The 19353-nt window shown below is 67.3% G+C and carries 23 protein-coding genes and 1 pseudogene; 10 read left to right on the plus strand and 14 right to left on the minus strand.

What is annotated here, in order from left to right:
* Positions 1–2 precede the first annotated feature (2 nt).
* Positions 3–566, plus strand: a complete 564-nt coding sequence (grpE, locus tag EAO27_RS11470) for a nucleotide exchange factor GrpE (RefSeq protein WP_242769651.1) — start codon at positions 3–5, stop codon at positions 564–566.
* A 96-nt stretch (positions 567–662) separates the two neighbouring features.
* Here grpE and def read toward each other — a convergent pair whose 3' ends face one another.
* Positions 663–1196 carry a peptide deformylase gene (gene def / locus EAO27_RS11475; RefSeq protein WP_242769654.1) on the minus strand — a complete coding sequence of 178 codons (534 nt, stop codon included), beginning with the start codon at positions 1194–1196 and terminating at the stop codon, positions 663–665.
* Positions 1197–1268: 72 nt separating this feature from the next.
* On the opposite strand from def, the gene EAO27_RS11480 reads away from it, so the two are divergent.
* Both EAO27_RS11480 and EAO27_RS11485 read left to right on the plus strand, forming a co-directional pair.
* Positions 1269–1802, plus strand: coding sequence for a hypothetical protein (locus EAO27_RS11480; RefSeq protein ID WP_242769657.1), 534 nt, complete (start codon positions 1269–1271; stop codon positions 1800–1802).
* Between the two features lie 13 nt (positions 1803–1815).
* Positions 1816–2091 carry a hypothetical protein gene (locus EAO27_RS11485; protein ID WP_242769659.1) on the plus strand — a complete coding sequence of 92 codons (276 nt, stop codon included), beginning with the start codon at positions 1816–1818 and terminating at the stop codon, positions 2089–2091.
* Here EAO27_RS11485 and EAO27_RS11490 read toward each other — a convergent pair.
* Together EAO27_RS11490 and recR are read right to left on the minus strand one after the other, a co-directional pair.
* Complete coding sequence (locus EAO27_RS11490; protein ID WP_242769663.1) at positions 2088–2501, minus strand: hypothetical protein; 414 nt, start codon at positions 2499–2501, stop codon at positions 2088–2090. The two genes, EAO27_RS11485 and EAO27_RS11490, sit on opposite strands and share 4 nt — an antisense overlap.
* Positions 2498–3094, minus strand: coding sequence for a recombination mediator RecR (gene recR / locus EAO27_RS11495; RefSeq protein ID WP_242769666.1), 597 nt, complete (start codon positions 3092–3094; stop codon positions 2498–2500). Before recR ends, EAO27_RS11490 begins: the two co-directional genes overlap by 4 nt.
* A 99-nt stretch (positions 3095–3193) precedes the next feature.
* Here recR and fmt point away from each other — a divergent pair, with 99 nt between their 5' ends.
* Both fmt and truA read left to right on the plus strand, forming a co-directional pair.
* On the plus strand, positions 3194–4114 hold the full coding sequence (gene fmt, locus EAO27_RS11500) for a methionyl-tRNA formyltransferase (RefSeq protein ID WP_242769670.1): 921 nt from the start codon (positions 3194–3196) through the stop codon (positions 4112–4114).
* A 97-nt stretch (positions 4115–4211) separates the two neighbouring features.
* Complete coding sequence (truA, locus tag EAO27_RS11505; RefSeq protein WP_242769673.1) at positions 4212–4952, plus strand: tRNA pseudouridine(38-40) synthase TruA; 741 nt, start codon at positions 4212–4214, stop codon at positions 4950–4952.
* 184 nt (positions 4953–5136) lie between these two features.
* On the opposite strand, the gene EAO27_RS11510 is transcribed toward truA, so the two are convergent.
* Entirely contained in the window at positions 5137–5667 is a 531-nt protein-coding gene (locus tag EAO27_RS11510; protein ID WP_242769676.1) for a CarD family transcriptional regulator, read from the minus strand.
* 313 nt (positions 5668–5980) lie between these two features.
* Between EAO27_RS11510 and EAO27_RS11515 the strand changes: the two genes are divergently transcribed.
* A complete protein-coding gene (locus EAO27_RS11515) occupies positions 5981–6799 on the plus strand; it encodes an SDR family NAD(P)-dependent oxidoreductase (RefSeq protein WP_242769679.1) in 819 nt (272 codons plus the stop codon).
* A 163-nt stretch (positions 6800–6962) separates the two neighbouring features.
* On the opposite strand, the gene EAO27_RS11520 is transcribed toward EAO27_RS11515, so the two are convergent.
* The 5 genes from EAO27_RS11520 to hisG all read right to left on the minus strand — a co-directional run bounded on the left by EAO27_RS11520 (position 6963) and on the right by hisG (position 12700).
* Complete coding sequence (locus EAO27_RS11520) at positions 6963–9077, minus strand: sodium-translocating pyrophosphatase (RefSeq protein ID WP_242769681.1); 2115 nt, start codon at positions 9075–9077, stop codon at positions 6963–6965.
* A gap of 185 nt (positions 9078–9262) precedes the next feature.
* Positions 9263–10192 carry a thiamine-phosphate kinase gene (gene thiL / locus EAO27_RS11525; protein WP_242769683.1) on the minus strand — a complete coding sequence of 310 codons (930 nt, stop codon included), beginning with the start codon at positions 10190–10192 and terminating at the stop codon, positions 9263–9265.
* A 111-nt stretch (positions 10193–10303) separates the two neighbouring features.
* Positions 10304–10756 carry a transcription antitermination factor NusB gene (gene nusB, locus EAO27_RS11530; protein WP_242769685.1) on the minus strand — a complete coding sequence of 151 codons (453 nt, stop codon included), beginning with the start codon at positions 10754–10756 and terminating at the stop codon, positions 10304–10306.
* A gap of 8 nt (positions 10757–10764) precedes the next feature.
* Positions 10765–12057 (minus strand): histidinol dehydrogenase, encoded by a 1293-nt coding sequence (gene hisD / locus EAO27_RS11535; protein ID WP_242769687.1) that lies wholly within the window; start codon positions 12055–12057, stop codon positions 10765–10767.
* Positions 12044–12700, minus strand: a complete 657-nt coding sequence (gene hisG / locus EAO27_RS11540; protein ID WP_242769689.1) for an ATP phosphoribosyltransferase — start codon at positions 12698–12700, stop codon at positions 12044–12046. The genes hisD and hisG overlap by 14 nt, the downstream gene beginning before the upstream one ends.
* A 39-nt stretch (positions 12701–12739) precedes the next feature.
* Between hisG and EAO27_RS11545 the strand changes: the two genes are divergently transcribed.
* Both EAO27_RS11545 and EAO27_RS11550 read left to right on the plus strand, forming a co-directional pair.
* On the plus strand, positions 12740–13819 hold the full coding sequence (locus EAO27_RS11545; RefSeq protein ID WP_242769691.1) for a DUF2332 domain-containing protein: 1080 nt from the start codon (positions 12740–12742) through the stop codon (positions 13817–13819).
* Between the two features lie 128 nt (positions 13820–13947).
* Positions 13948–14651: pseudogene (locus EAO27_RS11550) on the plus strand (IS5 family transposase).
* Positions 14652–15096: 445 nt separating this feature from the next.
* Here the strand turns inward: EAO27_RS11550 and EAO27_RS11555 are convergent.
* Both EAO27_RS11555 and EAO27_RS11560 read right to left on the minus strand, forming a co-directional pair.
* Positions 15097–15582 carry a DUF1465 family protein gene (locus tag EAO27_RS11555; RefSeq protein ID WP_242769695.1) on the minus strand — a complete coding sequence of 162 codons (486 nt, stop codon included), beginning with the start codon at positions 15580–15582 and terminating at the stop codon, positions 15097–15099.
* Between the two features lie 80 nt (positions 15583–15662).
* Positions 15663–15860 (minus strand): DUF465 domain-containing protein, encoded by a 198-nt coding sequence (locus EAO27_RS11560; RefSeq protein ID WP_242769698.1) that lies wholly within the window; start codon positions 15858–15860, stop codon positions 15663–15665.
* A gap of 139 nt (positions 15861–15999) precedes the next feature.
* Between EAO27_RS11560 and EAO27_RS11565 the strand changes: the two genes are divergently transcribed.
* Entirely contained in the window at positions 16000–16158 is a 159-nt protein-coding gene (locus EAO27_RS11565) for a YdcH family protein (protein ID WP_242769701.1), read from the plus strand.
* Positions 16159–16235: 77 nt separating this feature from the next.
* Here the strand turns inward: EAO27_RS11565 and EAO27_RS11570 are convergent, their stop codons facing one another.
* The 3 genes from EAO27_RS11570 to EAO27_RS11580 form a co-directional block, all read right to left on the minus strand.
* Positions 16236–16604 carry a PilZ domain-containing protein gene (locus EAO27_RS11570; protein WP_242769704.1) on the minus strand — a complete coding sequence of 123 codons (369 nt, stop codon included), beginning with the start codon at positions 16602–16604 and terminating at the stop codon, positions 16236–16238.
* 154 nt (positions 16605–16758) lie between these two features.
* Entirely contained in the window at positions 16759–17220 is a 462-nt protein-coding gene (gene dksA / locus EAO27_RS11575; RefSeq protein ID WP_242769707.1) for an RNA polymerase-binding protein DksA, read from the minus strand.
* A gap of 703 nt (positions 17221–17923) precedes the next feature.
* Entirely contained in the window at positions 17924–18784 is an 861-nt protein-coding gene (locus EAO27_RS11580; protein ID WP_242769709.1) for a hypothetical protein, read from the minus strand.
* A gap of 232 nt (positions 18785–19016) precedes the next feature.
* On the opposite strand from EAO27_RS11580, the gene EAO27_RS11585 reads away from it, so the two are divergent.
* On the plus strand, positions 19017–19352 hold the full coding sequence (locus tag EAO27_RS11585; RefSeq protein WP_242769711.1) for a metalloregulator ArsR/SmtB family transcription factor: 336 nt from the start codon (positions 19017–19019) through the stop codon (positions 19350–19352).
* The last annotated feature ends 1 nt before the right edge of the window (position 19353 follow it).

Genomic DNA, 19353 nt, shown 5'->3' on the forward strand with positions numbered 1-19353 from the left:
TTATGACGAATATGGACAATGATACGCCCGTCGACGACGACGCGCTGACCCCCGAGACCGTCGCGGCCGAGGCCGATGCGACCGAAGCGACGCCCGGCGAGAATGACGAAGTGGCGAAACTCGCCGAACAGCTCGCCGCGTTGCAGCAGGACCTGCTCTACGCGCGCGCCGAAACGCAGAATGTGACGCGGCGCAAGGACAAGGAAATCGCCGACGCGCACGCCTATGCCGCAACCAAATTCGCGCGCGACATCTTGTCGGTCGCCGACAACCTCGGCCGCGCGCTCGCCGCGATCGGCGACGAGCAGCGCGCCGACGAAGGCTTCAAGCCCTTCGTTACCGGGCTCGAGGCGACCGAGCGCGAACTGATGAGCGTGTTCGAACGCCACGGCATCACGCGCATCGCCGCGATCGGCCTGCCGCTCGACCCCAACCAGCATCAGGCGATGCTCGAAATCCCGAGCGACAAGGAACCCGGCACGATCGTGCAGGAAATGCAGGCCGGATACATGATGAAGGATCGCCTGCTGCGCCCCGCGATGGTCGGGGTGGCGAAGGCGGGATAGGCCTCCCCAAAATGCGAACCCCGGCGAAAGCCGGGGTTCCTTTGGCGCTCTGGCGCCCGATCCCGGCTTTCGCCGGGATATTTGTTCGTGGCAGGGTCAGGCCGCCTTGCGCAGCTTCGCAAGCTTCTTCAGCACCATGTCGCGCTTGAGCCGCGACAGATGGTCGATGAACAGGATGCCCTCGAGATGGTCGTGCTCGTGCTGGATGCACGTCGCCATCAGCCCGGTCATGCGTTCGCGGTGCGGCTTGCCGTCGGCGTCCTGCCAGTCGACGGTGACCTCGGCGGGGCGCGTCACATCGGCATATTGTTCGGGAACCGACAGGCACCCCTCCTGATAGACGCTATGCTCCTCGCTCTCGTCCGAAAAGACGGGATTGATGAAGACGCGCGGCTCGCGGATGACGCGCTTGCCCTCCTCGTCCTCGGGATCGACCTCCTGAAGGTCGATGACGAGGATCCGCTTCGGCACCCCGACCTGGATCGCGGCGAGCCCAATGCCGGGGGCGTCGTACATCGTCTCGAACATGTCGGCGATCAACGTCTTGAGCTCGGCGTCGAACGTCTCGACGGGCTTCGAAATGACGCGCAGCCGCGGATCGGGGGTCTCTATGATGGGGAGTAGGGCCATGGCGTGCAGGTATGAATGCCGCCGTACAGAGTCAAGGCTGGTGCAAAGGCTGAGACCGTCTTAGTCGGGGCCATGGCTCAATTGTTCCACCCGCGCACCCGCAAACAGATCCGGCTGGGCAGCACGGCACCCGTTGTCGGCCTTTCCAAAGCGGGAAGCCTTGGCCCCGGGGTCGAATGGAACCGGCATCTGACGATCCACAACGCCAATGTCGCATGGATCGGCAACGGCTGCGACACCTGCGGCTTCATGTTCGAACAGCGCGCAGTCCCGATGCCGATCGCCGAAATGGACGCGTTGCGGGAGACACTCGCCACGGGCTTGGTCGAATTGAAGCAGCGCGTGATCGACGCCATAGGCACATTGATCCCCGAAGGTGAATATGTCGTGGCGCTGTTGAAATGCCTGCCAATCCGGATCGAACCGGGTCAGCCGGGCGACTATTTCTTCGAAGACCTGACATCTGCAAAAGACCGTCACTGGCTGCCCGGCGAAGAGTTTTTCGATCTCTATTTCACGACCAATACTCCCTATTACCGGTTGTACGGTCGGTCGGGAATAGCGGTAGGGGGAAGATCCCAATGGCTATGGTGGAACCAGATATGATTTCGTCATGCCCTTGGCGCAGGCCATCGATCCCACGACCGTCGCATCCTATCGTGCGCGAATCGATTCCGGACGATCATCGACGGCCGTCTCCCTGTCGGTTCTCGACATCAAGGAAGTCGTGCGCGGCGCTCCGCACTGGTGCATGGCGCACTATCTGATCGACGGTCATCACAAGGTCGCGGCGGCCGCCCAAGCTCAAAAGCCGCTGACATTGCTCGCCTTCTTCGCGCTTGGCGAGGGTGTGTGCAGCAAGGAAGACGTGCTGCACTTCTTGTCGACCTATTAAGCCGCCACATCTGCGGCCGACGCGCAACCGGCCAGATCGAGCTCGCCCGTTTCCAGATGATAGGCGCCATGCACCGCCCCATCGCCCGCGCCCGGTCCTTGCGGCGGAACCGCATGGCTCGTCCGCGCGCCGGCCCGGTCGGCAGGTGCAGGCACAAGGTCGAACTGCACCACCGACGTCACCCGGTTGCTCGAACGCGGCGGTCGGCCTTCCTTCTTCGCCGCTGCGATCTCTTCGGCATAATAGCGCGGGCGGTAATAATAGTGACGATCCAGACTGGCGAGCCTCGCGACACAGGGCACCGCCGCCAGCGCCGCCTCGACACGGTCCATCTCGGCCTCGGCCGGCTTGATCTCGCGCGTGGCGCACGCGGACAGCAGCAATAGCGGCAGGATCGAAAGCCGCCTCACCCGACCGGCCGCCGCGCCCTGAGCGCCTGCGCCAGCGTCCCCTCGTCGAGATAATCGAGCTCGCCGCCCACCGGCAGCCCGTGCGCGAGCTGCGTCAGCCGCACCGGATAGCCCTCCAGCCGCTCGGCGAGATAATGGGCGGTCGTCTGCCCCTCCAGCGTCGCGTTCATCGCCAGCACCACCTCGTCGATCCCGCCCGCCGCGACGCGCGCGACCAGCGTATCGATGCTGAGGTCCTGCGGCCGCACGCCTTCGAGCGCCGACAGCCGCCCGCCGAGCACATGATATTTGCCCGGGAACAGCCGTGACTTGTCGAGCGCCCACAGGTCCGACACCTCCTCGACGACGCACAGGCTGCGGGTGTCGCGGCGCGAGTCGGCGCAGATCGCGCACGGATCGCGCGTGTCGACATTGCCGCAGATGGTGCAGGTGACGAGCCGTTCGGACACCGTCTGCAGCGCCGCGAGCAGCGGCGCGAAGCTGCTCTCGCGCTTCTTCATCAGGTGCAGCACCGCGCGCCGCGCCGAGCGCGGACCGAGGCCCGGCAGGCGGGCGAGTTGCTGGACGAGGGCTTCGATTTCGGTGGAGGCCATGCGGTGGTGGTAGTGAGTGCGGATAACATGCACAATATCCCCTCTCCCGTCGGGAGAGGGACTTGCGCGCTGCGTATCCCTCCGCCAAAGCCCCCCACCATGCGCATCGCCTTCATGGGAACGCCGCCCTTTGCGGTACCGACGCTCGCCGCGCTCCACGCCGCGGGGCACGAGATCGTGGCGGTCTACACCCAGCCGCCCCGCCCCGCGCAGCGCGGCAAGAAATTGCAGCAGAGCGCGGTGCATCAATGGGCCGAGGCGCATGGCCTGCCCGTCCGCACGCCGAAGAGCCTCCGCAGCGAAGAGGCGCAGGCCGATTTCGCGGCGCTCGATCTCGATGTCGCGGTGGTCGCGGCGTACGGCCTGATCCTGCCGCAGGCGATCCTCGACGCGCCGCGCGCCGGCTGCCTCAACGTCCATGGCTCGATCCTGCCGCGCTGGCGCGGCGCGGCGCCGGTGCAGCGCGCGATCCTCGCGGGCGATACCGAAACCGGCGTGACGATCATGCAGATGGATGCCGGGCTCGACACCGGCGGCATGCGGCTGGTCGAAGCCACGCCGACCCGGGGCAAGACCGCGGGCATGCTCACCGACGAACTCGCCGCGATGGGCGCCGCGATGATGGTCAGGGTGCTGGGCGACCTCGACGCCTTTGCGCCCGCCGCGCAGCCCGACGACGGCGTCACCTACGCGGCCAAGATCGACAAGAGCGAGGCGCGGCTCGATTTCCTGGTGAGCGCGGTGCAGACCGAGCGCCAGATCCGCGCGTTCAACCCGATGCCCGGGGCCTTTTTCGAACTGGACGGCGAACGCTACAAGATATTGGCGGCCGAGGTCGTGCATCCCGCCGAGACGATCGCCGGCGCGGCGCCCGGCACTACGCTCGACGATGCGCTGACGATCGCGTGCAACCCCGGCGCGATCCGCACGACGCGCGTCCAGCGCGCGGGCAAGCCCGCGATGGACGCCGCCGAACTGCTGCGCGGCCGCGCCATCCCCAAAGCCACCCGCCTCACCTGAGTTTCCGTGCGTGTCGAGCGACGTGAGACACGTGTAAGCAAGCGCCAGGCCTTGGGGCATCTCGACTTCGCGCGGCCCGAACGGCTAAGGGGCGCCGATGACCAGATTTGCCCTCACCATCGAATATGACGGCCGCCCCTATATGGGCTGGCAGCGCCAGGCGCACGGCCCGAGCGTCCAGCAGACGATCGAGGAAGCCATTCACCGCTTCACGGCCGAAACGGTGTCGGTGTTCAGCGCCGGGCGCACCGACGCCGGGGTGCACGCAATCGCGATGCGCGCGCATGTCGATATCGACAAGCCGCTGACCCCGTTCAAGCTGACCGAAGCGCTCAACGCACAGCTCCGCCCCGCCCCGATTGCGATCATCGGGTGCGAAATCGTCCCCGACGACTGGCACGCGCGCTTCGCCTGCACCGGCCGTTCGTATGAATATCGCATCGTCAACCGCCGCGCGCCGCTGACCTGGGACAAGGGTCTGTCGTGGCAGGTCGCGCGCCCGCTCGATACCGACGCGATGCACGCCGCGGCGCAGCAGCTGATCGGGATGCACGATTTCACGACCTTTCGCTCGGCGCATTGCCAGGCCGAAAGCCCGGTGAAGACGCTCGACCGGCTGTCGGTCAGCCGCCACGGCGAGGAGATCATCATCGAGGCCGCGGCGCGCAGCTTCCTCCACCATCAGGTGCGTTCGATGGTCGGTTCACTGACGCTGGTGGGGCATGGAAAATGGTCAGCGCGCGACCTGAAGGCCGCGCTCGACGCCGCCGACCGGCAAGCGCTGGGGCTGAATGCGCCCCCCGACGGGCTCTATTTCGTGCGCGCGACTTATCCCTAAGCCCCGTCATTGCGAGGAGCCGAAGGCGACGCGGCAATCTCCGGCCACCGGCACCGCGGAAACGATGCTGGAGATCGCTTCGCTGCGCTCGCAATGACGGCAGCAAAAAAGGGCGGCCCCGCAGGACCGCCCTTTTTGGTTCACCGAGATCCCGGCCTTCGCCGGGACGGGCTGCCGCGTCGCGTCAGACCGCCTTCTCGGTGTAATATTTCGGCGCATGCTCGTTGAGGATCTGGAGGATCTTCGCCTGCGCGGTCTTTTCGTCGCTCTCTTCCATCGCGCCGAGTTCGCGCGCGAGGCGGCTCGACGCCGCTTCGAAGATCTGGCGCTCCGAATAGCTCTGTTCGGGCTGGTCGTCGGCACGGAACAGGTCGCGGGTCACTTCGGCGATCGACACGAGGTCGCCCGAATTGATCTTCGCTTCATATTCCTGCGCGCGGCGCGACCACATGGTGCGCTTGACCTTGGGCTTGGTGGTCAGCACCTGCAGCGCTTCCTTCAGCGTCTTGTCCGACGACAGCTTGCGCATGCCGACGCCTTCGGCCTTGTTCGTGGGAACGCGCAGCGTCATCTTTTCCTTTTCGAACCGCAGCACGTAAAGTTCGAGCTGCATGCCGGCGATTTCCGACTTCTGCAGTTCGATGACGCGCCCGACGCCATGCTTGGGATAAACGACATAGTCACCGACTTCGAAGAGGAGGGTGTTTGCGGACATGCAAGTTCCTTTCTGTGCCCTGCCGGGGCGGGAGAAGCGCGTCAACGCGGGTCCATCCGGCCCTCGCAAGAGGGGGATCGAGGCATTTCGTCGGCGCTAGCCCGTCAAAGTGGCAAGGGATATGGCTCCATCGGAACGTCGAACGTGCCCCAGCCCAGCGACGGGAAGAGGCAGAATGTCGGCGTGTTGATATTTATTATAACAGCGTCGCAACAAAATTGCCACCCCTTGCGCGGAAAACCGCGGGTTGGCGGCTTGACGCTCCCGCGGACCCGTTCCACGCTGGCACGAAATCACAGATGGGGAGGATGCCATGCAGGGTCAATGCTGGTGGATTACAGGGGCTTCGTCGGGCATCGGCGCGGCGCTGGCGCGCGCGCTCGCGGCGCGCGGCGCGCGGCTGATCCTGTCGGGCCGCAACGTCGCCGCGCTCGATGCGGTGGCCAGGGATTGCGGCGCGGGCACGATGATCCTGCCCTTCGAGGCGACCGACTATGCGGCGATTCCCCGCCTCGTCGAACAGGCGTGGGACTGGGGCGGACGCATCGACGGCCTCGTCAACAATGCCGGCATCTCGCAGCGCAGCCTCGCGATCGAGACCGACTTCGCGGTCTATGAACGGATCGTCGCGGTCGACCTGCTCGCGCCGATCGCGCTGACGCAGGCGCTGCTGCCGCGCATGGTCGGTGCCGGCGGCGGCCAGATCGTCGCCATCTCCAGCGTCGCGGGGATCGCGGGCGTACCGCTACGCAGCGCCTATTCGGCGGCGAAGCACGGGCTGATCGGCTACCACGACAGCGTCCGCGCCGAGAATGCGCACCTGGGGCTGAAGGTGCTGGTCGTCGCGCCGGGATCGGTCGCGACCAACGTCAGCCGCAACGCGCTCAACGCCGACGGCAGCGTTCGCGGGACGAGCGACGACGCGATCGACAACGGCCTGTCGCCCGATTTCGCAGCAAGCGAGATTCTCGCCGCGGTCGACGCGGGGACGCGCGAACTCGTCGTCGCCGGCGGCATGGAGACGGCGATCGCCGCCTTGCGCCGCAGCGACCCCGACGCGCTGTTCGATCAGATGAACGCGATGGTTCGCGCAGGCTATGCGCAGCAGATGAAAGCCACGAGCGCGAAGTGAACGGTGGAGGGGCCATCAGCAACGGCCTTCTACCTCTGCCCCCTCGGATGACCTCCCCTCTGCCCATCCTGAACCAGGTCGGGGGTGGCGTGAATCGAGATACGAAAAAGCCCCGCCGGATTGCGCCGGCGGGGCTTTCGTTTTGCCCGAAGGCCGGTGCGGCCTAGGCCGCGCCGTGCGCCAGCGCCGCGAGGAGCAGGATCGCCACGATGTTGGTGATCTTGATCATCGGGTTGACCGCCGGACCCGCGGTGTCCTTGTACGGATCGCCGACGGTGTCGCCGGTCACCGCGGCCTTGTGGGCCTCGCTGCCCTTGCCCCCGTGGTTGCCGTCTTCGATGTACTTTTTAGCATTGTCCCATGCGCCGCCGCCCGAGGTCATCGAGATGGCGACGAACAGCCCGCCGACGATCACGCCGAGCAGCAGTGCGCCGAGCGCTTCCAATGCCGCCGCCGGACCCGCAACGCTGCGGATCACGAAATAGACGACGATCGGCGCGAGCACCGGAAGCAGCGACGGGATCACCATTTCCTTGATCGCGGCCTTGGTAACCAGATCGACGGTGCGGGCATAGTCGGGGCGGCTGGTGCCGTCCATGATGCCCTTGTTGGTCGCGAACTGGTCGCGGACGTCCTTGACCACATCGCCCGCCGCCTTGCCGACCGCGGTCATGCCCATCGCACCGAAGAGATAGGGCAGCAAAGCGCCGAGCAGCAGCCCGACGATGACATAGGGCGACGAGAGCGAGAAGGTCAGCGGCGCGTCGATGCCGAGCTTCGCCGAATATTCGGCGATGTCGGCGGTGTAGGTGCCGAACAGCACCAGCGCCGCGAGCCCCGCCGAACCGATGGCATAGCCCTTGGTCACCGCCTTGGTCGTGTTGCCGACGGCGTCGAGCAGGTCGGTCTTTTCGCGCACGCTGTCGTCGAGGCCCGCCATTTCGGCGATGCCGCCGGCGTTGTCGGTGACGGGGCCATAGGCGTCGAGCGCGACGACCATGCCCGCGAGCGCGAGCATCGCGGTGGCGCCGAAGGCGATGCCGATGATGCCCGCGGTCTGATAGGCGACGATGATCCCGACGCAAATGACGAGCGTCGGCAGCGCGGTCGATTCAAGGCTGATGGCGAGGCCCTGGATCACGTTGGTGCCGTGGCCCGTTTCCGATGCCTTGGCGATGCTACGTACCGGCCGATAGTTGGTGCCGGTATAATATTCGGTGATCCAGATGATCAGTCCGGTGATGACGAGCCCGAGCAGCGAGCAGAAGAACAGGTCCTCGCCGTTGAAATCGGTGCCCGCGATATTGGTCGCCATGTCTCCGAGCGCGAACTGGGTCGAGAACCAGATCGCCGGGATCGACAGGACCGCGGTGACGAGGAACCCCTTGTACATCGCGCCCATGACATTGTTCGACGAACCCAGGCGGACGAAATAGGTGCCGATGATCGAGGTGATGATGCACACGCCGCCGATCAGCAGCGGCAGGCTCATCAGCGGGACGAGCGCGTCGCCCGCCCCCTTCAGCAGCAGCGCGGTCAATACCATCGTGGCGCCGACGGTGACGACATAGGTTTCGAACAGGTCGGCCGCCATGCCGGCACAGTCGCCGACGTTGTCGCCGACGTTGTCGGCGATCACCGCGGGATTGCGCGGATCGTCCTCGGGAATGCCCGCCTCGACCTTGCCGACGAGGTCGGCGCCGACGTCGGCCGCCTTGGTGAAGATACCGCCGCCGAGACGCGCGAAGATCGAGATCAGCGAGGCGCCGAAGGCGAGCGCGACGAGCGCGTCGACGACGGTGCGGTCGTCACCGCCGACGCTGTAGCCGCCGGGGCCGGTCAGATACCAGAAGAAGACCGCGATCGCGAGCAGCGCGAGGCCCGCCACCAGCATGCCGGTGATCGCGCCGGCGCGAAACGCCATGGTCAGGCCGGCCTGCAGTCCGGTCTGCGCCGCCGCCGCGGTGCGGACATTGGCCTTGACCGAAATGTTCATGCCGACGAAGCCCGCGACGCCCGACAGCACCGCCCCGATCACGAAGCCGCTCGCCGAGATCGGACCGAGGAAGACCCCGACCAGTACGGCCACGACGACGCCGACGATGGCGATGGTGCGATATTGGCGGCCCAGATAGGCCTTGGCGCCTTCCTGGATGGCGCCTGCGATTTCCTGCATCTTTTCGTTACCGGCCGAGGCGCCGAGCACCTGCCGGGAGGTAACGAAGCCATAGAGTACGGCCACGAGGCCGCACGCTATCGCGATCAAAACCGGATCCATGCGTGTCTGTTCCTTCCCCAATGAAGAGGGCGGACACAGGTTAGCAGTCGAGCACGTCCGACTTATTGTTGCCGGTACGCTCTCTCCCCTGATGCGACCGCCCCAAATTTAGACGCAGGGGTTATGGGAAGAAAGAAAGCGCAGGGCAAGCCCGGTCTTTTCACGGTTTTTCGTCGGTTAGCGTGTCAATGCGTGAAACCGAGGCGCGCCGGCAGCACCAGTCGCTGGGCATTGTGGGTCAGCACGAGCCCCGTGCCGACCCCGGTATGGCCGATCGGGGTGACCGCGACGTTCAGCGCCGATCCGATATCGCGGATGCGCGGCGCCTGCCCCGGATCGGCGGTGAACAGCAGCTGGTAATCGTCACCCGCGGTCACCGCCGCGAGCCGCGTGTCGAGCACATCGGGGCGCACCGCGAGCAGCGCCGCCGACAGCGGAACCCTTTCGATCATGATGCCGAACGCGCACCCGCTGGCCTCGGCCATGCGCTGCGCGTCGATCAGCAGCCCGTCGGACACGTCCATCATCGCATGCACCAGCGGCGCCACCGCCTGGCCGAAGGTCAGCTGCGGCTGCGGGCGACGATAGGCGGTGAGGCAGGTCTCGTTCGCCTCCTCCTGCCCCAGCCGCATCGCGAGCCCCAGTCCGGCGTTGCCGATGGTGCCGGTGACCCAGATCTGGTCGCCGGGCTTCGCGCCGCCGCGCGTCGGCGCACCGCCCTCGGGCGCGCGGCCGATCGCGGTGAGCCCGAAGCTGCGCGGCGCCCCGTCGGGTACGCGCACCGTGTCGCCGCCGAGCAGCAGCACGCCGAAGCGCCGCAGCGCGAGGTCGAGCCCCTGCGCAAACGCCTCGTCCCACGCGGGATCGCCGAGGCTGTAGCCGACGAGCACCCCGACGGGCGCCGCGCCCTTTGCCGCGAGGTCGGACAGGTTCACCGCGACCAGTTTCCACGCGACGTCCTGCGGCGTGTCGTCGGGCAGGAAGTGGATACCCTCGACGATCATGTCGTGGGTGAGCGCCAACCCCTCCCACACCGCGGCATCGTCGGCGAGGCCGCGCGCCGCGGGATCGGTCGCGATGGTGCGCAGGCGGGCGATGAAATCGGCTTCGCTCAATTTACGACCTCCGTTCGCCCCGAGCTTGTCGAAAGGCTGCCCTTTCTCCTGACGTCGCTAAAAGAAGGACGGGGCTTCGACAAGCTCAGCCCGAACGGCTGAGAGAACGGCTCAGCTTTTCGCGCGCACGTCCTTGCCGATCGCGTCGAGCAGACCGTTGGCGAAGCCCGCCTCGCGCGCGTCGAAAAAGGCCTTGGCGACATCGACATATTCGCTGACCACTGCGCCCACCGGCACGTCGCCGCGCGCGATCAGTTCGTAGGTGCCGGCGCGCAGGATCGCCTTCAGCGTGCGGTCGAGCCGGTCCATCGTCCACCCGCTCGCCAGCCGCGCGGTGATCGCCGCGTCGACCTCGGCCAGCCGCGCGAGCGCGCCCTTGACGATATCGTCGAAGAAGGGGACGTCGGCGCCGGCATATTCGGCGTCCTCGATCGTCGCGCCGATCCGGTGCTGGTGGAATTCATGGACCAGCGTCGCGACCGGAGTCCCTTCCATCTCGTGCTGGTAGAGCGCCTGCACGGCGGCAAGGCGGGCGGCGGAACGGGATTGGGCGCGTTTGTTCATGGCTTTGTCTACTTCAGTCTGTTCTGGACGCTGAGCGCGTGGGCGGGAAGCCCCTCGGCCCCCGCGAGCGCGACCGCCGCGGGGCCGATCGCCCCGAGCGACGCCGCGTCGAGCGCGAGGAAGCTCGTGCGCTTCATGAAATCGGTGACCGACAGCCCGCTCGAAAAGCGCGCGCGGCGGCCGGTGGGCAGGACATGGTTCGGCCCCGCGACATAGTCGCCGATCGCTTCGGGGGTATGGCGGCCGAGAAACACCGATCCCGCGTGGCGCACCCTGGCGAACAGCGCATCGGCGACATCGGCGTCGACCGCAAGCTCGAGATGCTCGGGTGCCAGCCGGTCGCACAGCGGGATCGCGTCGGCCAGCGCCGGCACCACGATCACCGCGCCATTGTCGGCCCAGCTCGCCTGCATCGTCGCCGCGGTCGCGAGCGTCGGGATGACGAAGGCGACCGCCGCCGCAACCGCGTCGGCGAAATCGCCGTCGTCGGTGAACAGGATCGACTGGCTCGTCGGGTCGTGCTCGGCCTGACTCAGGAGGTCGGCGGCGATGACATGAGGATCGTTCTTCGCGTCGGCGACGACGACGATCTCGCTCGGTCCCGCGACCATGTCGATGCCGACGACGCCATAGACCTGTCGCTTCGCCTCGGCGACCCACGCGTTGCCGGGACCGGTGACGACGTCGACCGGCGCGATCTTCGTCGTGCCATAGGCGAGCGCCGCAACCGCCTGCGCGCCGCCGACGCGCCAGATCTCGTCGACCCCGCCGATATGCGCGGCCGCCATCACCACCGGATTGACCTCGCCGCCCGGGGTCGGGGTCATCATCACGATGCGCCCCACCCCCGCAACCTTGGCAGGCAGGATGTTCATCAGCACCGACGAGGGGTAGGCGGCGCGCCCGCCGGGGACATAGACCCCCGCGGCGTCGACCGCGCTCCAGCGCGCGCCGAGGCGGGCCCCGGCGCCGTCGCGATAATCGCGATCCTCGGGCAATTGCGCGGCGTGATAGGCGCGGATGCGCGTCGCGGCGAGGTTCAGCGCGTCGCGGAGTTCGGGCACCAGCGCCGCATAGGCGGCGGCGCACGCCTCCTTCGAAATGCGCCAGCCGCTCGCGTCGAGATCGAAGCGATCGAACTTTGCGGTATAGTCGGCGAGTGCGGCGTCGCCCTCGGCGCGGACGCGCGCGATGATCGCCGCGACATCGGCCGACACGTCGGGCGCGCTTTCGCGCCGGTCGTCGACCAGCGCGGCAAATTCGGCGGCAAAGCCACGCTCGGAGGCGTCAAGCCGCCGCATTGCCGGCGGCCTCGCGGAACTTCTCGACCAGCGCCGGCACTTCCGCCGAGCGCAGCTTGAACGCCGCGCGGTTGACGATCAGCCGCGCCGATACCTCGCTGATCACGGTCTGCTCGGCGAGCGCATTTTCGACGAGCGTCCGCCCCGTCGAGACAAGGTCGACGATGTGTGAGGCGAGCCCCAGCTTTGGCGCGATCTCCATCGCGCCGTTCAATTTGATGCACTCGGCCTGGATGCCCTGCGCCTCGAACCAGCGGCGCGTCGTCCCCGGATATTTGGTCGCGACGCGGATGTGGCTCGACCCGATTCCCGGCGGCGCGCTGCCCTCCGGTCCGGCGAGCGACAGGCGGCAATGGCCGATGCCCAGGTCGACGGGGGCATAGAGTTCCGAATAATCGAATTCGTCGATCACGTCCGAGCCGACGATGCCGAGCTGCGCCGCGCCGTGCGCGACGAAGGTCGCGACGTCGAAGGCGCGCACGCGGATCAGCGAGACATGCGGCTGGTTGGTGCCGAAGATGAGCGCGCGGCTCTTCTTGTCAAAGAAATCGGCGGCGGGCTCGATGCCGACCTTCGCCAGCAGCGGCAGCGCCTCGTCGAGGATCCGTCCCTTGGGGATGGCAAAGATGATCGGTTCGGGCATAAGCGCGCCAGCCCATAAGCGGCGACGGGAGAAAGGGCAATGAGCGAGCGTTACCAGCCGATGGAACTCGGCGACACCGGCGGCGACGCGGTGCGCGCCGCCTTTCACAACCAGGTGCTTTATTGCCGCGCCAACGACGCCCCGGTGACCGCGCGGATCGTCGCGGCGCTCGCGGCGCTGCTCGACCGCCCCGCGACCGGTTTCGCGCGCCGCCTTGCGGGGTGGCAGGGCGCGCCGCTCGCCGACGCACTGCCGCTGCGCGCCGCGGGCGGGCTCCACGCGCTCCACCTCGCGGGCGCTGCCCCCGAACTGGCGCCGGTCTATGCCGATGCCGACGACATCAACGACGCCGCGATCGTCGCCGGGGTGGTGACGCGGCACGAGGCGGTGCTGCTCCCGTGGCTCGACGGCCCGCCGCAGACCAACGAGGCGGGGCGCTCGTCGAACTTCATCGCCGCGATGCTGTGGCTCGCCGACCGGGGCCTGCCGCCGCGCTTCGAGTGCCTCGAGATCGGGTCGAGCGCGGGGATCAACCTGATGCTCGCGCGCTATCATTACGACCTCGCCGGGGTGCAGGTCGGGCCGCAGCCCGGGGCGATGGCCTTTGCCCCCGAATGGCGCGGGAACCATCCGCCACAGCACAGGATCGGGATCGCCAGCACCCACGGCTGCGACGTCGCCCCCGTCGATCTGACCGACCCGGTACAGGCGCTGCGGCTCAAGGCCTATATCTGGCCCGAACATCATGTCCGCTTCGCGCGGATGGAGGCTGCGATCGCCGCCGCGACCGAGGAAAAGCCCGATATCGTCCGGATGAACGCCGCCGATTTCGTCGAGGCCGAACTGGCAAAACCGCAAGCCGCGGGCACCACGCGCGTGCTGATGCACTCGATCGTCTGGCAATATGTCCCCGCCGACCAGCAGGCGCGCGTCACCGCCGCGATGGAGGCGGCCGGCGCCCGCGCGACGCCGGAGCGCCCGCTCGCGTGGATCGCGCTGGAAGCGAACCGGACCGTGCACCACCACGAACTGGTGGTGCGCCACTGGCCGGGCGGCGGCGCCCCGACGATGCTCGGCCGCGCGCACGCGCACGGGGCGTGGGTCGAGTGGCTGGGCTAGGCTGTATCGACATTCAGGGATTCCCAAGAGCGTTGGTGTCTGATTCATGAGTTTCCGCAGATTGCGGAGGTATCATGGGTATCAAGCGGTACGAGTTGAGCGAGGCGCAGTGGGTTCGGATCGCGCCGATGCTGCCCGGCAAGGCATCTGATCCTGGCCGCACAGCATTGGATAACCGCCTGTTTGTGAACGGTGTTTTGTGGGTTTTGCGGTCGGGTGCGCGCTGGTCGGACCTGCCGGAGCGCTATGGCAAGTACAAGACTGTTCACAAGCGCTTCACCCGCTGGGCCGCTGCCGGGGTGTGGGAAGGCATCTTCACCTCGCTCGCCCGCGATCGGGACAATGAGTATCTGATGATCGACAGCTCGATCGTGCGCGCCCATGCCCAAGCGGCGACGGGTCAAAAAGGGGGCTCGGCGACCAGGCTCTGGGGCGCTCCCGAGGAGGACTGACCTCCAAATGGCATATCGCGGTCGATACCTTCGGACGACCGGTGCGCTTCATCCTGACCGGCGGCCATGTCAGCGATGCCAAGCTCGCGATCCCGTTGCTGACCGGTCTCGACGCTCGCCATGTCCTCGCCGACAAGGCTTATGACAGCCACGCCATCCTCGACCATGTCGAAACCAGCCGCGCTCGGCCCGTCATCCCCCAGCGCGTCTGCATGCCACGCCGACGCGATTTCGACCCTGCCATCTACAGGCTTCGCAACCGGATCGAGCGCACCATCGGCAAGCTCAAACAGCTACGCCGCGTCGCCACGCGATACGACCGCCTCCCACACAACTACCTCGCAACTCTATACCTCGCCGCCATCGCCTTCTGGTGCTGAATGTCGATTCAACCTAGGGCCGTTACTATGACGTCGGCTTGGGGGGAGCGGACGTCGCCCATTTCCGGGATGACGGAAAATGACCGAATCCAGCCCTTCGTGCTCCCCGGCGAAAGCCGGGGTCCATTGCAGCAACACGCGAGATCCGTGTCGGCATTCTGGGTCCCGGCTTTCGCCGGGGTGCGCATCTCCAGCGGCGACTAACGGTCGCTTTCCGTTGCTCCTCCCTGTCGCGCAGCGATGGGGAGGTGGCAGCGCGCAGCGCTGACGGAGGGGCCGACGCCGTCAGGCGTCGCGCGACCTTTCGGCCGCCCCTCCACCACCGCCTGCGGCGGCGGTCCCCCTCCCCATGGCCTGCGGCCACGGGGAGGATTTCCGACGTCCGCAACCGGTCGATTTAAACCATTTTCCCGCGCCCGCCTCCGCCCGGTGAGCCTTCCCCGGTTCAGAGCCGCGCCTCGAGCTGGGCGAGCATCGCCTGCACCGGCGTCACGGCGAGCGGGCTTTCCCAGCCCGTCTCGAGCGCGGCAATCCGCTCGAACAACCGCTCGCTCGCAGCGACGATCCGCTGCAGCGATCCATCGAGGCGGTCGCAAATCGCCCAGTCGGCGGCGACCGGCTCGCCGATCCGCGCCGCGCTGTCGTCGGGACCCGCGCCGGGATCGCCCGCGATCATCGCGCGGCGGTGGAGCAGCCAGGCGATGATGTGCATCAGCCGCGTCGTCGTCTTGAGCGATTCGCAGGCAAGGCTGACCTGGAGCAGGCTGTCGTCGGCGCCGCGCCGCGCATCGTGCGCAAACGCGCCGCGCTGCGTTGCAAAGGCGGTGTACGCCTCGTCGGCGAGCAGCATCGCCTCGACATAGAGATTTTCGACCTGCGCGCGCTGGACCGGCAGGCCGATCGCCGCTCGATTTATGTGCCCCCGGATCATGGTGCGGGAATGCCATGCCACCGCGCCCGCTTACAAGCGCGCTAACCATTTTTCGGAACCCGGCGGCGGGGCGCCGCGGGTCATGCGATGATGTCGGGAAGCAGCTGGTCCTCGCACCAGGCGATTTCGTCGCGCAATTTCAGCTTCTTCTTCTTGAGCCGCGCGAGCTGGAGCTGGTCGGGGATCGCCGCGGCGCCGAGCGCGGTGATCGCGGCGTCGAGGTCGCGATGTTCGACGCGGAGCAGTTCGAGGCGCTGGGTGATTTCTTCGGACGTCACAAATCCCCTCCTGCCAGAATCGCATTTTGTCCGCAACGGGAACCGGCTCGGCGAATCGGCCCGCTCCCCCCGCGACAAAGGCGCCGATCCATGATTAACTCCGTCCTGCCAACCGAGTCGCAATGAAGGAGACTGGCCGATGAACATCTCGCACCTTTCCGCCCTGAAGTCCCGCCACGCGGACCTCGACGCGAAGATTGCGAATGAAGAACGGCGCCCCGCTCCCGACGTGGGCGTGCTGGCACAACTGAAAAAACAGAAGCTCAGGATCAAGGAAGAGCTGCACGCGATCGCCTGACGATCGCCGGGGCCGTACACGATACGGCCCCGTTTCCGGCCGCGATCCCCGGCTGCTCCTTCCGCAAGCGGAACGGGTCAGCGCGGACGGATCGCCGGCCGCCCCTTGCTCAGGCCCAGCCCCGAAAGGCTGACCGGAAGCTCGGTCTTGTTGACAACCTGACGGCGGACCGCCTGCGGATTGACCGCCCGGTCGAACGCGATCCCGAACTTCCCCTCGCCCGCCCACACGATGCGTCCCGGCACCGGGCCGACGTTGCGCAGTTCGACCTCGACCGCGGCGCCCTGTTCGACCCGGACCGGATTTTCGGCGAGCATCCCGCCCGCCGACAGGTTGCGCACGCGCACCAGCACGGGTTCGGTGCTGCCGGCGATGATGACATTGGCCTGCATGAACAGGCTGTCGCGGTCGGCGCCGCGCGACAGCGCCGCGACTTCCTCGTCCAAAGATGCTGGCCCTTGCGAATCCATCGCCGATCTTCCCCGTAACAGTCGAGGGGGCGAATCTAGGGCGCAGCCCTTGCGGAAACGTAAATACCGTAAACGGAGCGGTTTGCGTCCCGCCGCGGGGCAGAATGCGGCGATGGGCGCGGGGAGCGCGTCAGTCTTCGCGCGAAATCCGCTCGTTGCGCTCGTGGCGCTCCTGCGCCTCCAGCGTCATCGTCGCGATCGGGCGCGCCTGAAGCCGCGCGAGCGAGATCGGCTCGCCGGTCACCGCGCAATAGCCATATTCGCCTTCGTCGATGCGGCGGATCGCCGAATCGATCTTGGCGATCAGCTTGCGCTGGCGGTCGCGGGTCCTGAGTTCGATCGCCCAGTCGGTCTCGCTCGACGCGCGATCGGCCAGGTCGGGCTCGCGCAGCGGGCCGTCCTGCAGGTGCGCCAGCGTCGATTCGGATTCGGACAGGATCGATTTTTTCCACGCGAGCAGCAGGCCGCGGAAATATTCCTGCTGCCGCTCGTTCATGAATTCTTCGCTGTCGCTGGGAAGATAGTCCGAATCGAGGTTGGATTTGGCTTCGCGGAGCGCGTCTGCACCAATGTCGGCGGTCTGAGTGGGCATGACGGGCTCTTGCGTCCTTTCGTCTCGCGGTGCCGCCGGGCGTGGCGGACCGGGGAGTGGCGCGCCTATAACCAGCCGACGAAGGCGATACAAGCGCCGAAGCGGCGGATAGCGCGCGCTGCGTGAAGCGCCGGTGAACCGGCGGGCGCCGCGCGAGCGATTCCCGATGCCGCGCGCGCGTCCCGATTTGCCCCGGCGCACGCGCTGCGGTTAACCAAATCGAGAGAATCGAGCCAACTCCTGTCCGATTTTGGCACATATGAGGCCTGCAGGGTTGATTCCGCGACCCTTTTCCCGCTGTCGGACAGTCAAACGCGGTTAACACCGTGGACGCGTTCACAAAGCTTTGGCCTTTTGGCGCTAACAGAGGTGCAAACAGGTGCCGGGGGTGGCGCCTTCCCACCAAGCAACGGGAAAAGAGAGAGCAATTTATGTCTGTCCGAATGGCCCTCGCAAAGCTCTGCGCCTGCACCTGCGGCGGTGCGATCATCGGCACCGGCGCGATGAAGATCAGCGACGTGCCCGCCACGGCCCAGGTCCAGAAGGCCGGGAACTGCTGCAAGAAGCAGGTCGTGCGCAAGCGCTACGCCGCAAAGAAGCCGGTCAAGCGCGTGCGCCGCGTCGTGACCACGAAGAAGGTCATCCGCACCGTGACCCCGCAGACGCAGGTCGTCACCCAGACGATCCCGCTGCCCCCGATCCCTTATGCCCCCTTCCCCGCGCGCGGCGGATGGGAAGGCGGCGGTAGCGGCGGCGGCGTGACCGTGGTCGGCGGCGGTTTCGGCGGCGGTTTCGGCGGCGGCTTCTTCGGCGGTTTCTTCGGCGGCTCGTCGGGCGGCGGCAGCAGCGGCAGCGTCGTGATCACCTCGACCACGACCTCGACGGGCACGTCGAGCACGTCGGGCGGCGAACCCAATCCGTCGAGCACGACGACCACGACCACCACCACGTCGGGCAATGTCACCTCGACCACCTCGGGCAATGTCGCGTCGACGACCTCGACAACGTCGGGCAACGTCAGCACGACCTCGTCGTCGACGACGACCGGCGGGATCAGCACGACCACGACCAGCGGCGGCATCTCGACCTCGACCGGCGGCGTCAGCACCACCTCGGGCAATGTTTCGACCACGTCGGGCAACACGACCTCGACCAGCAGCTCGTCGTCGTCGAGCTCGTCTTCCTCTTCGTCCTCCTCGTCGTCGAGCTCTTCCTCGTCGGGCGGCTCGTCGAAGGGCGGCAGCTCGCACGGCCACGGCAGCTCGTCGAAGGGCAGCTCGGGCTGGGGCGGCTCCTCGTCGTCGAGCTCGGGCGGGTCGAGCAGCAGTTCCTCGGGGGGCAGCTCCTCCTCGTCGAGCAGTTCGTCGTCGTCCTCGTCGAGCAGCAGCTCGTCGGGCGCGACCTCGTCGGGCGCGACGGGCGGCACGAGCAGCTTCGGCGGATCGAGCAGCAGTTCCTCCTCGTCGAGCAGCAGCTCGTCGTCGAGCTCGTCATCCTCCTCGTCCTCTTCTTCCTCGTCGTCGAGTTCGGGCGGCAGCACCAGCAGCTCGTCGGGCGACCCCACGCCGGTTCCCGCCCCGCCGATGCTGCTGCTGTTCGGCGCCGCCGCCGCCGCGCTCGTCGCGCGCCGCCGCGCCGCCAACCGCAACGACGAAGACCGCGACGCGGCCTGAGCCATCCACTGGCGGCGGGTTCGTCCCGCCACCTGTCGAAGGGCCGCCCCCAAAAGGCGGCCCTTTCTTTTGGCTCCGACAGATAGTTTGCCAATCGGCGATACTTCAATTAAACTTCACCACATGGCAAACCAACAGCCCGCACTCGACACGCTGTTCCATGCTCTCGCCGACCCGACGCGGCGCGCGGTGGTCGGCCGGCTGATGCGCGGGCCGGCACCGGTCAAACAGCTCGCCGAACCCTTCGCGATCGGCCTGCCCGCCTTTCTCAAGCATCTCGCGGTGCTCGAAGCGTCGGGGCTGGTCCGCTCCGAAAAGCGCGGCCGCGTGCGCACCTGTCATGTCGAGGCCGCGCGACTCGCCGCGGCCGAGGACTGGTTCGCCGAACAACGCACCGTCTGGCAGGGGCGCGCGGACCGCCTCGCCGCCTTCGTCGAATCGCAACCAGCGGAGGGATGAT

It is taken from the genome of Sphingopyxis sp. YF1, assembly GCF_022701295.1.
In the GTDB taxonomy this organism is placed as follows: Bacteria; Pseudomonadota; Alphaproteobacteria; order Sphingomonadales; family Sphingomonadaceae; genus Sphingopyxis.

Excerpts from the sequence above, each read along its gene's own strand:
- grpE (WP_242769651.1), top strand. The coding sequence starts at position 3 with ATGACGAATATGGACAATGATACGCCCGTCGACGACGACGCGCTGACC.
- def (WP_242769654.1), bottom strand. The coding sequence starts at position 1,196 with ATGGCCCTACTCCCCATCATAGAGACCCCCGATCCGCGGCTGCGCGTC.
- EAO27_RS11480 (WP_242769657.1), top strand. The coding sequence starts at position 1,269 with ATGGCTCAATTGTTCCACCCGCGCACCCGCAAACAGATCCGGCTGGGC.
- recR (WP_242769666.1), bottom strand. The coding sequence starts at position 3,094 with ATGGCCTCCACCGAAATCGAAGCCCTCGTCCAGCAACTCGCCCGCCTG.
- fmt (WP_242769670.1), top strand. The coding sequence starts at position 3,194 with ATGCGCATCGCCTTCATGGGAACGCCGCCCTTTGCGGTACCGACGCTC.
- truA (WP_242769673.1), top strand. The coding sequence starts at position 4,212 with ATGACCAGATTTGCCCTCACCATCGAATATGACGGCCGCCCCTATATG.
- EAO27_RS11510 (WP_242769676.1), bottom strand. The coding sequence starts at position 5,667 with ATGTCCGCAAACACCCTCCTCTTCGAAGTCGGTGACTATGTCGTTTAT.
- EAO27_RS11515 (WP_242769679.1), top strand. The coding sequence starts at position 5,981 with ATGCAGGGTCAATGCTGGTGGATTACAGGGGCTTCGTCGGGCATCGGC.
- EAO27_RS11520 (WP_242769681.1), bottom strand. The coding sequence starts at position 9,077 with ATGGATCCGGTTTTGATCGCGATAGCGTGCGGCCTCGTGGCCGTACTC.
- nusB (WP_242769685.1), bottom strand. The coding sequence starts at position 10,756 with ATGAACAAACGCGCCCAATCCCGTTCCGCCGCCCGCCTTGCCGCCGTG.
- hisD (WP_242769687.1), bottom strand. The coding sequence starts at position 12,057 with ATGCGGCGGCTTGACGCCTCCGAGCGTGGCTTTGCCGCCGAATTTGCC.
- hisG (WP_242769689.1), bottom strand. The coding sequence starts at position 12,700 with ATGCCCGAACCGATCATCTTTGCCATCCCCAAGGGACGGATCCTCGAC.
- EAO27_RS11545 (WP_242769691.1), top strand. The coding sequence starts at position 12,740 with ATGAGCGAGCGTTACCAGCCGATGGAACTCGGCGACACCGGCGGCGAC.
- EAO27_RS11555 (WP_242769695.1), bottom strand. The coding sequence starts at position 15,582 with ATGATCCGGGGGCACATAAATCGAGCGGCGATCGGCCTGCCGGTCCAG.
- EAO27_RS11565 (WP_242769701.1), top strand. The coding sequence starts at position 16,000 with ATGAACATCTCGCACCTTTCCGCCCTGAAGTCCCGCCACGCGGACCTC.
- dksA (WP_242769707.1), bottom strand. The coding sequence starts at position 17,220 with ATGCCCACTCAGACCGCCGACATTGGTGCAGACGCGCTCCGCGAAGCC.
- EAO27_RS11585 (WP_242769711.1), top strand. The coding sequence starts at position 19,017 with ATGGCAAACCAACAGCCCGCACTCGACACGCTGTTCCATGCTCTCGCC.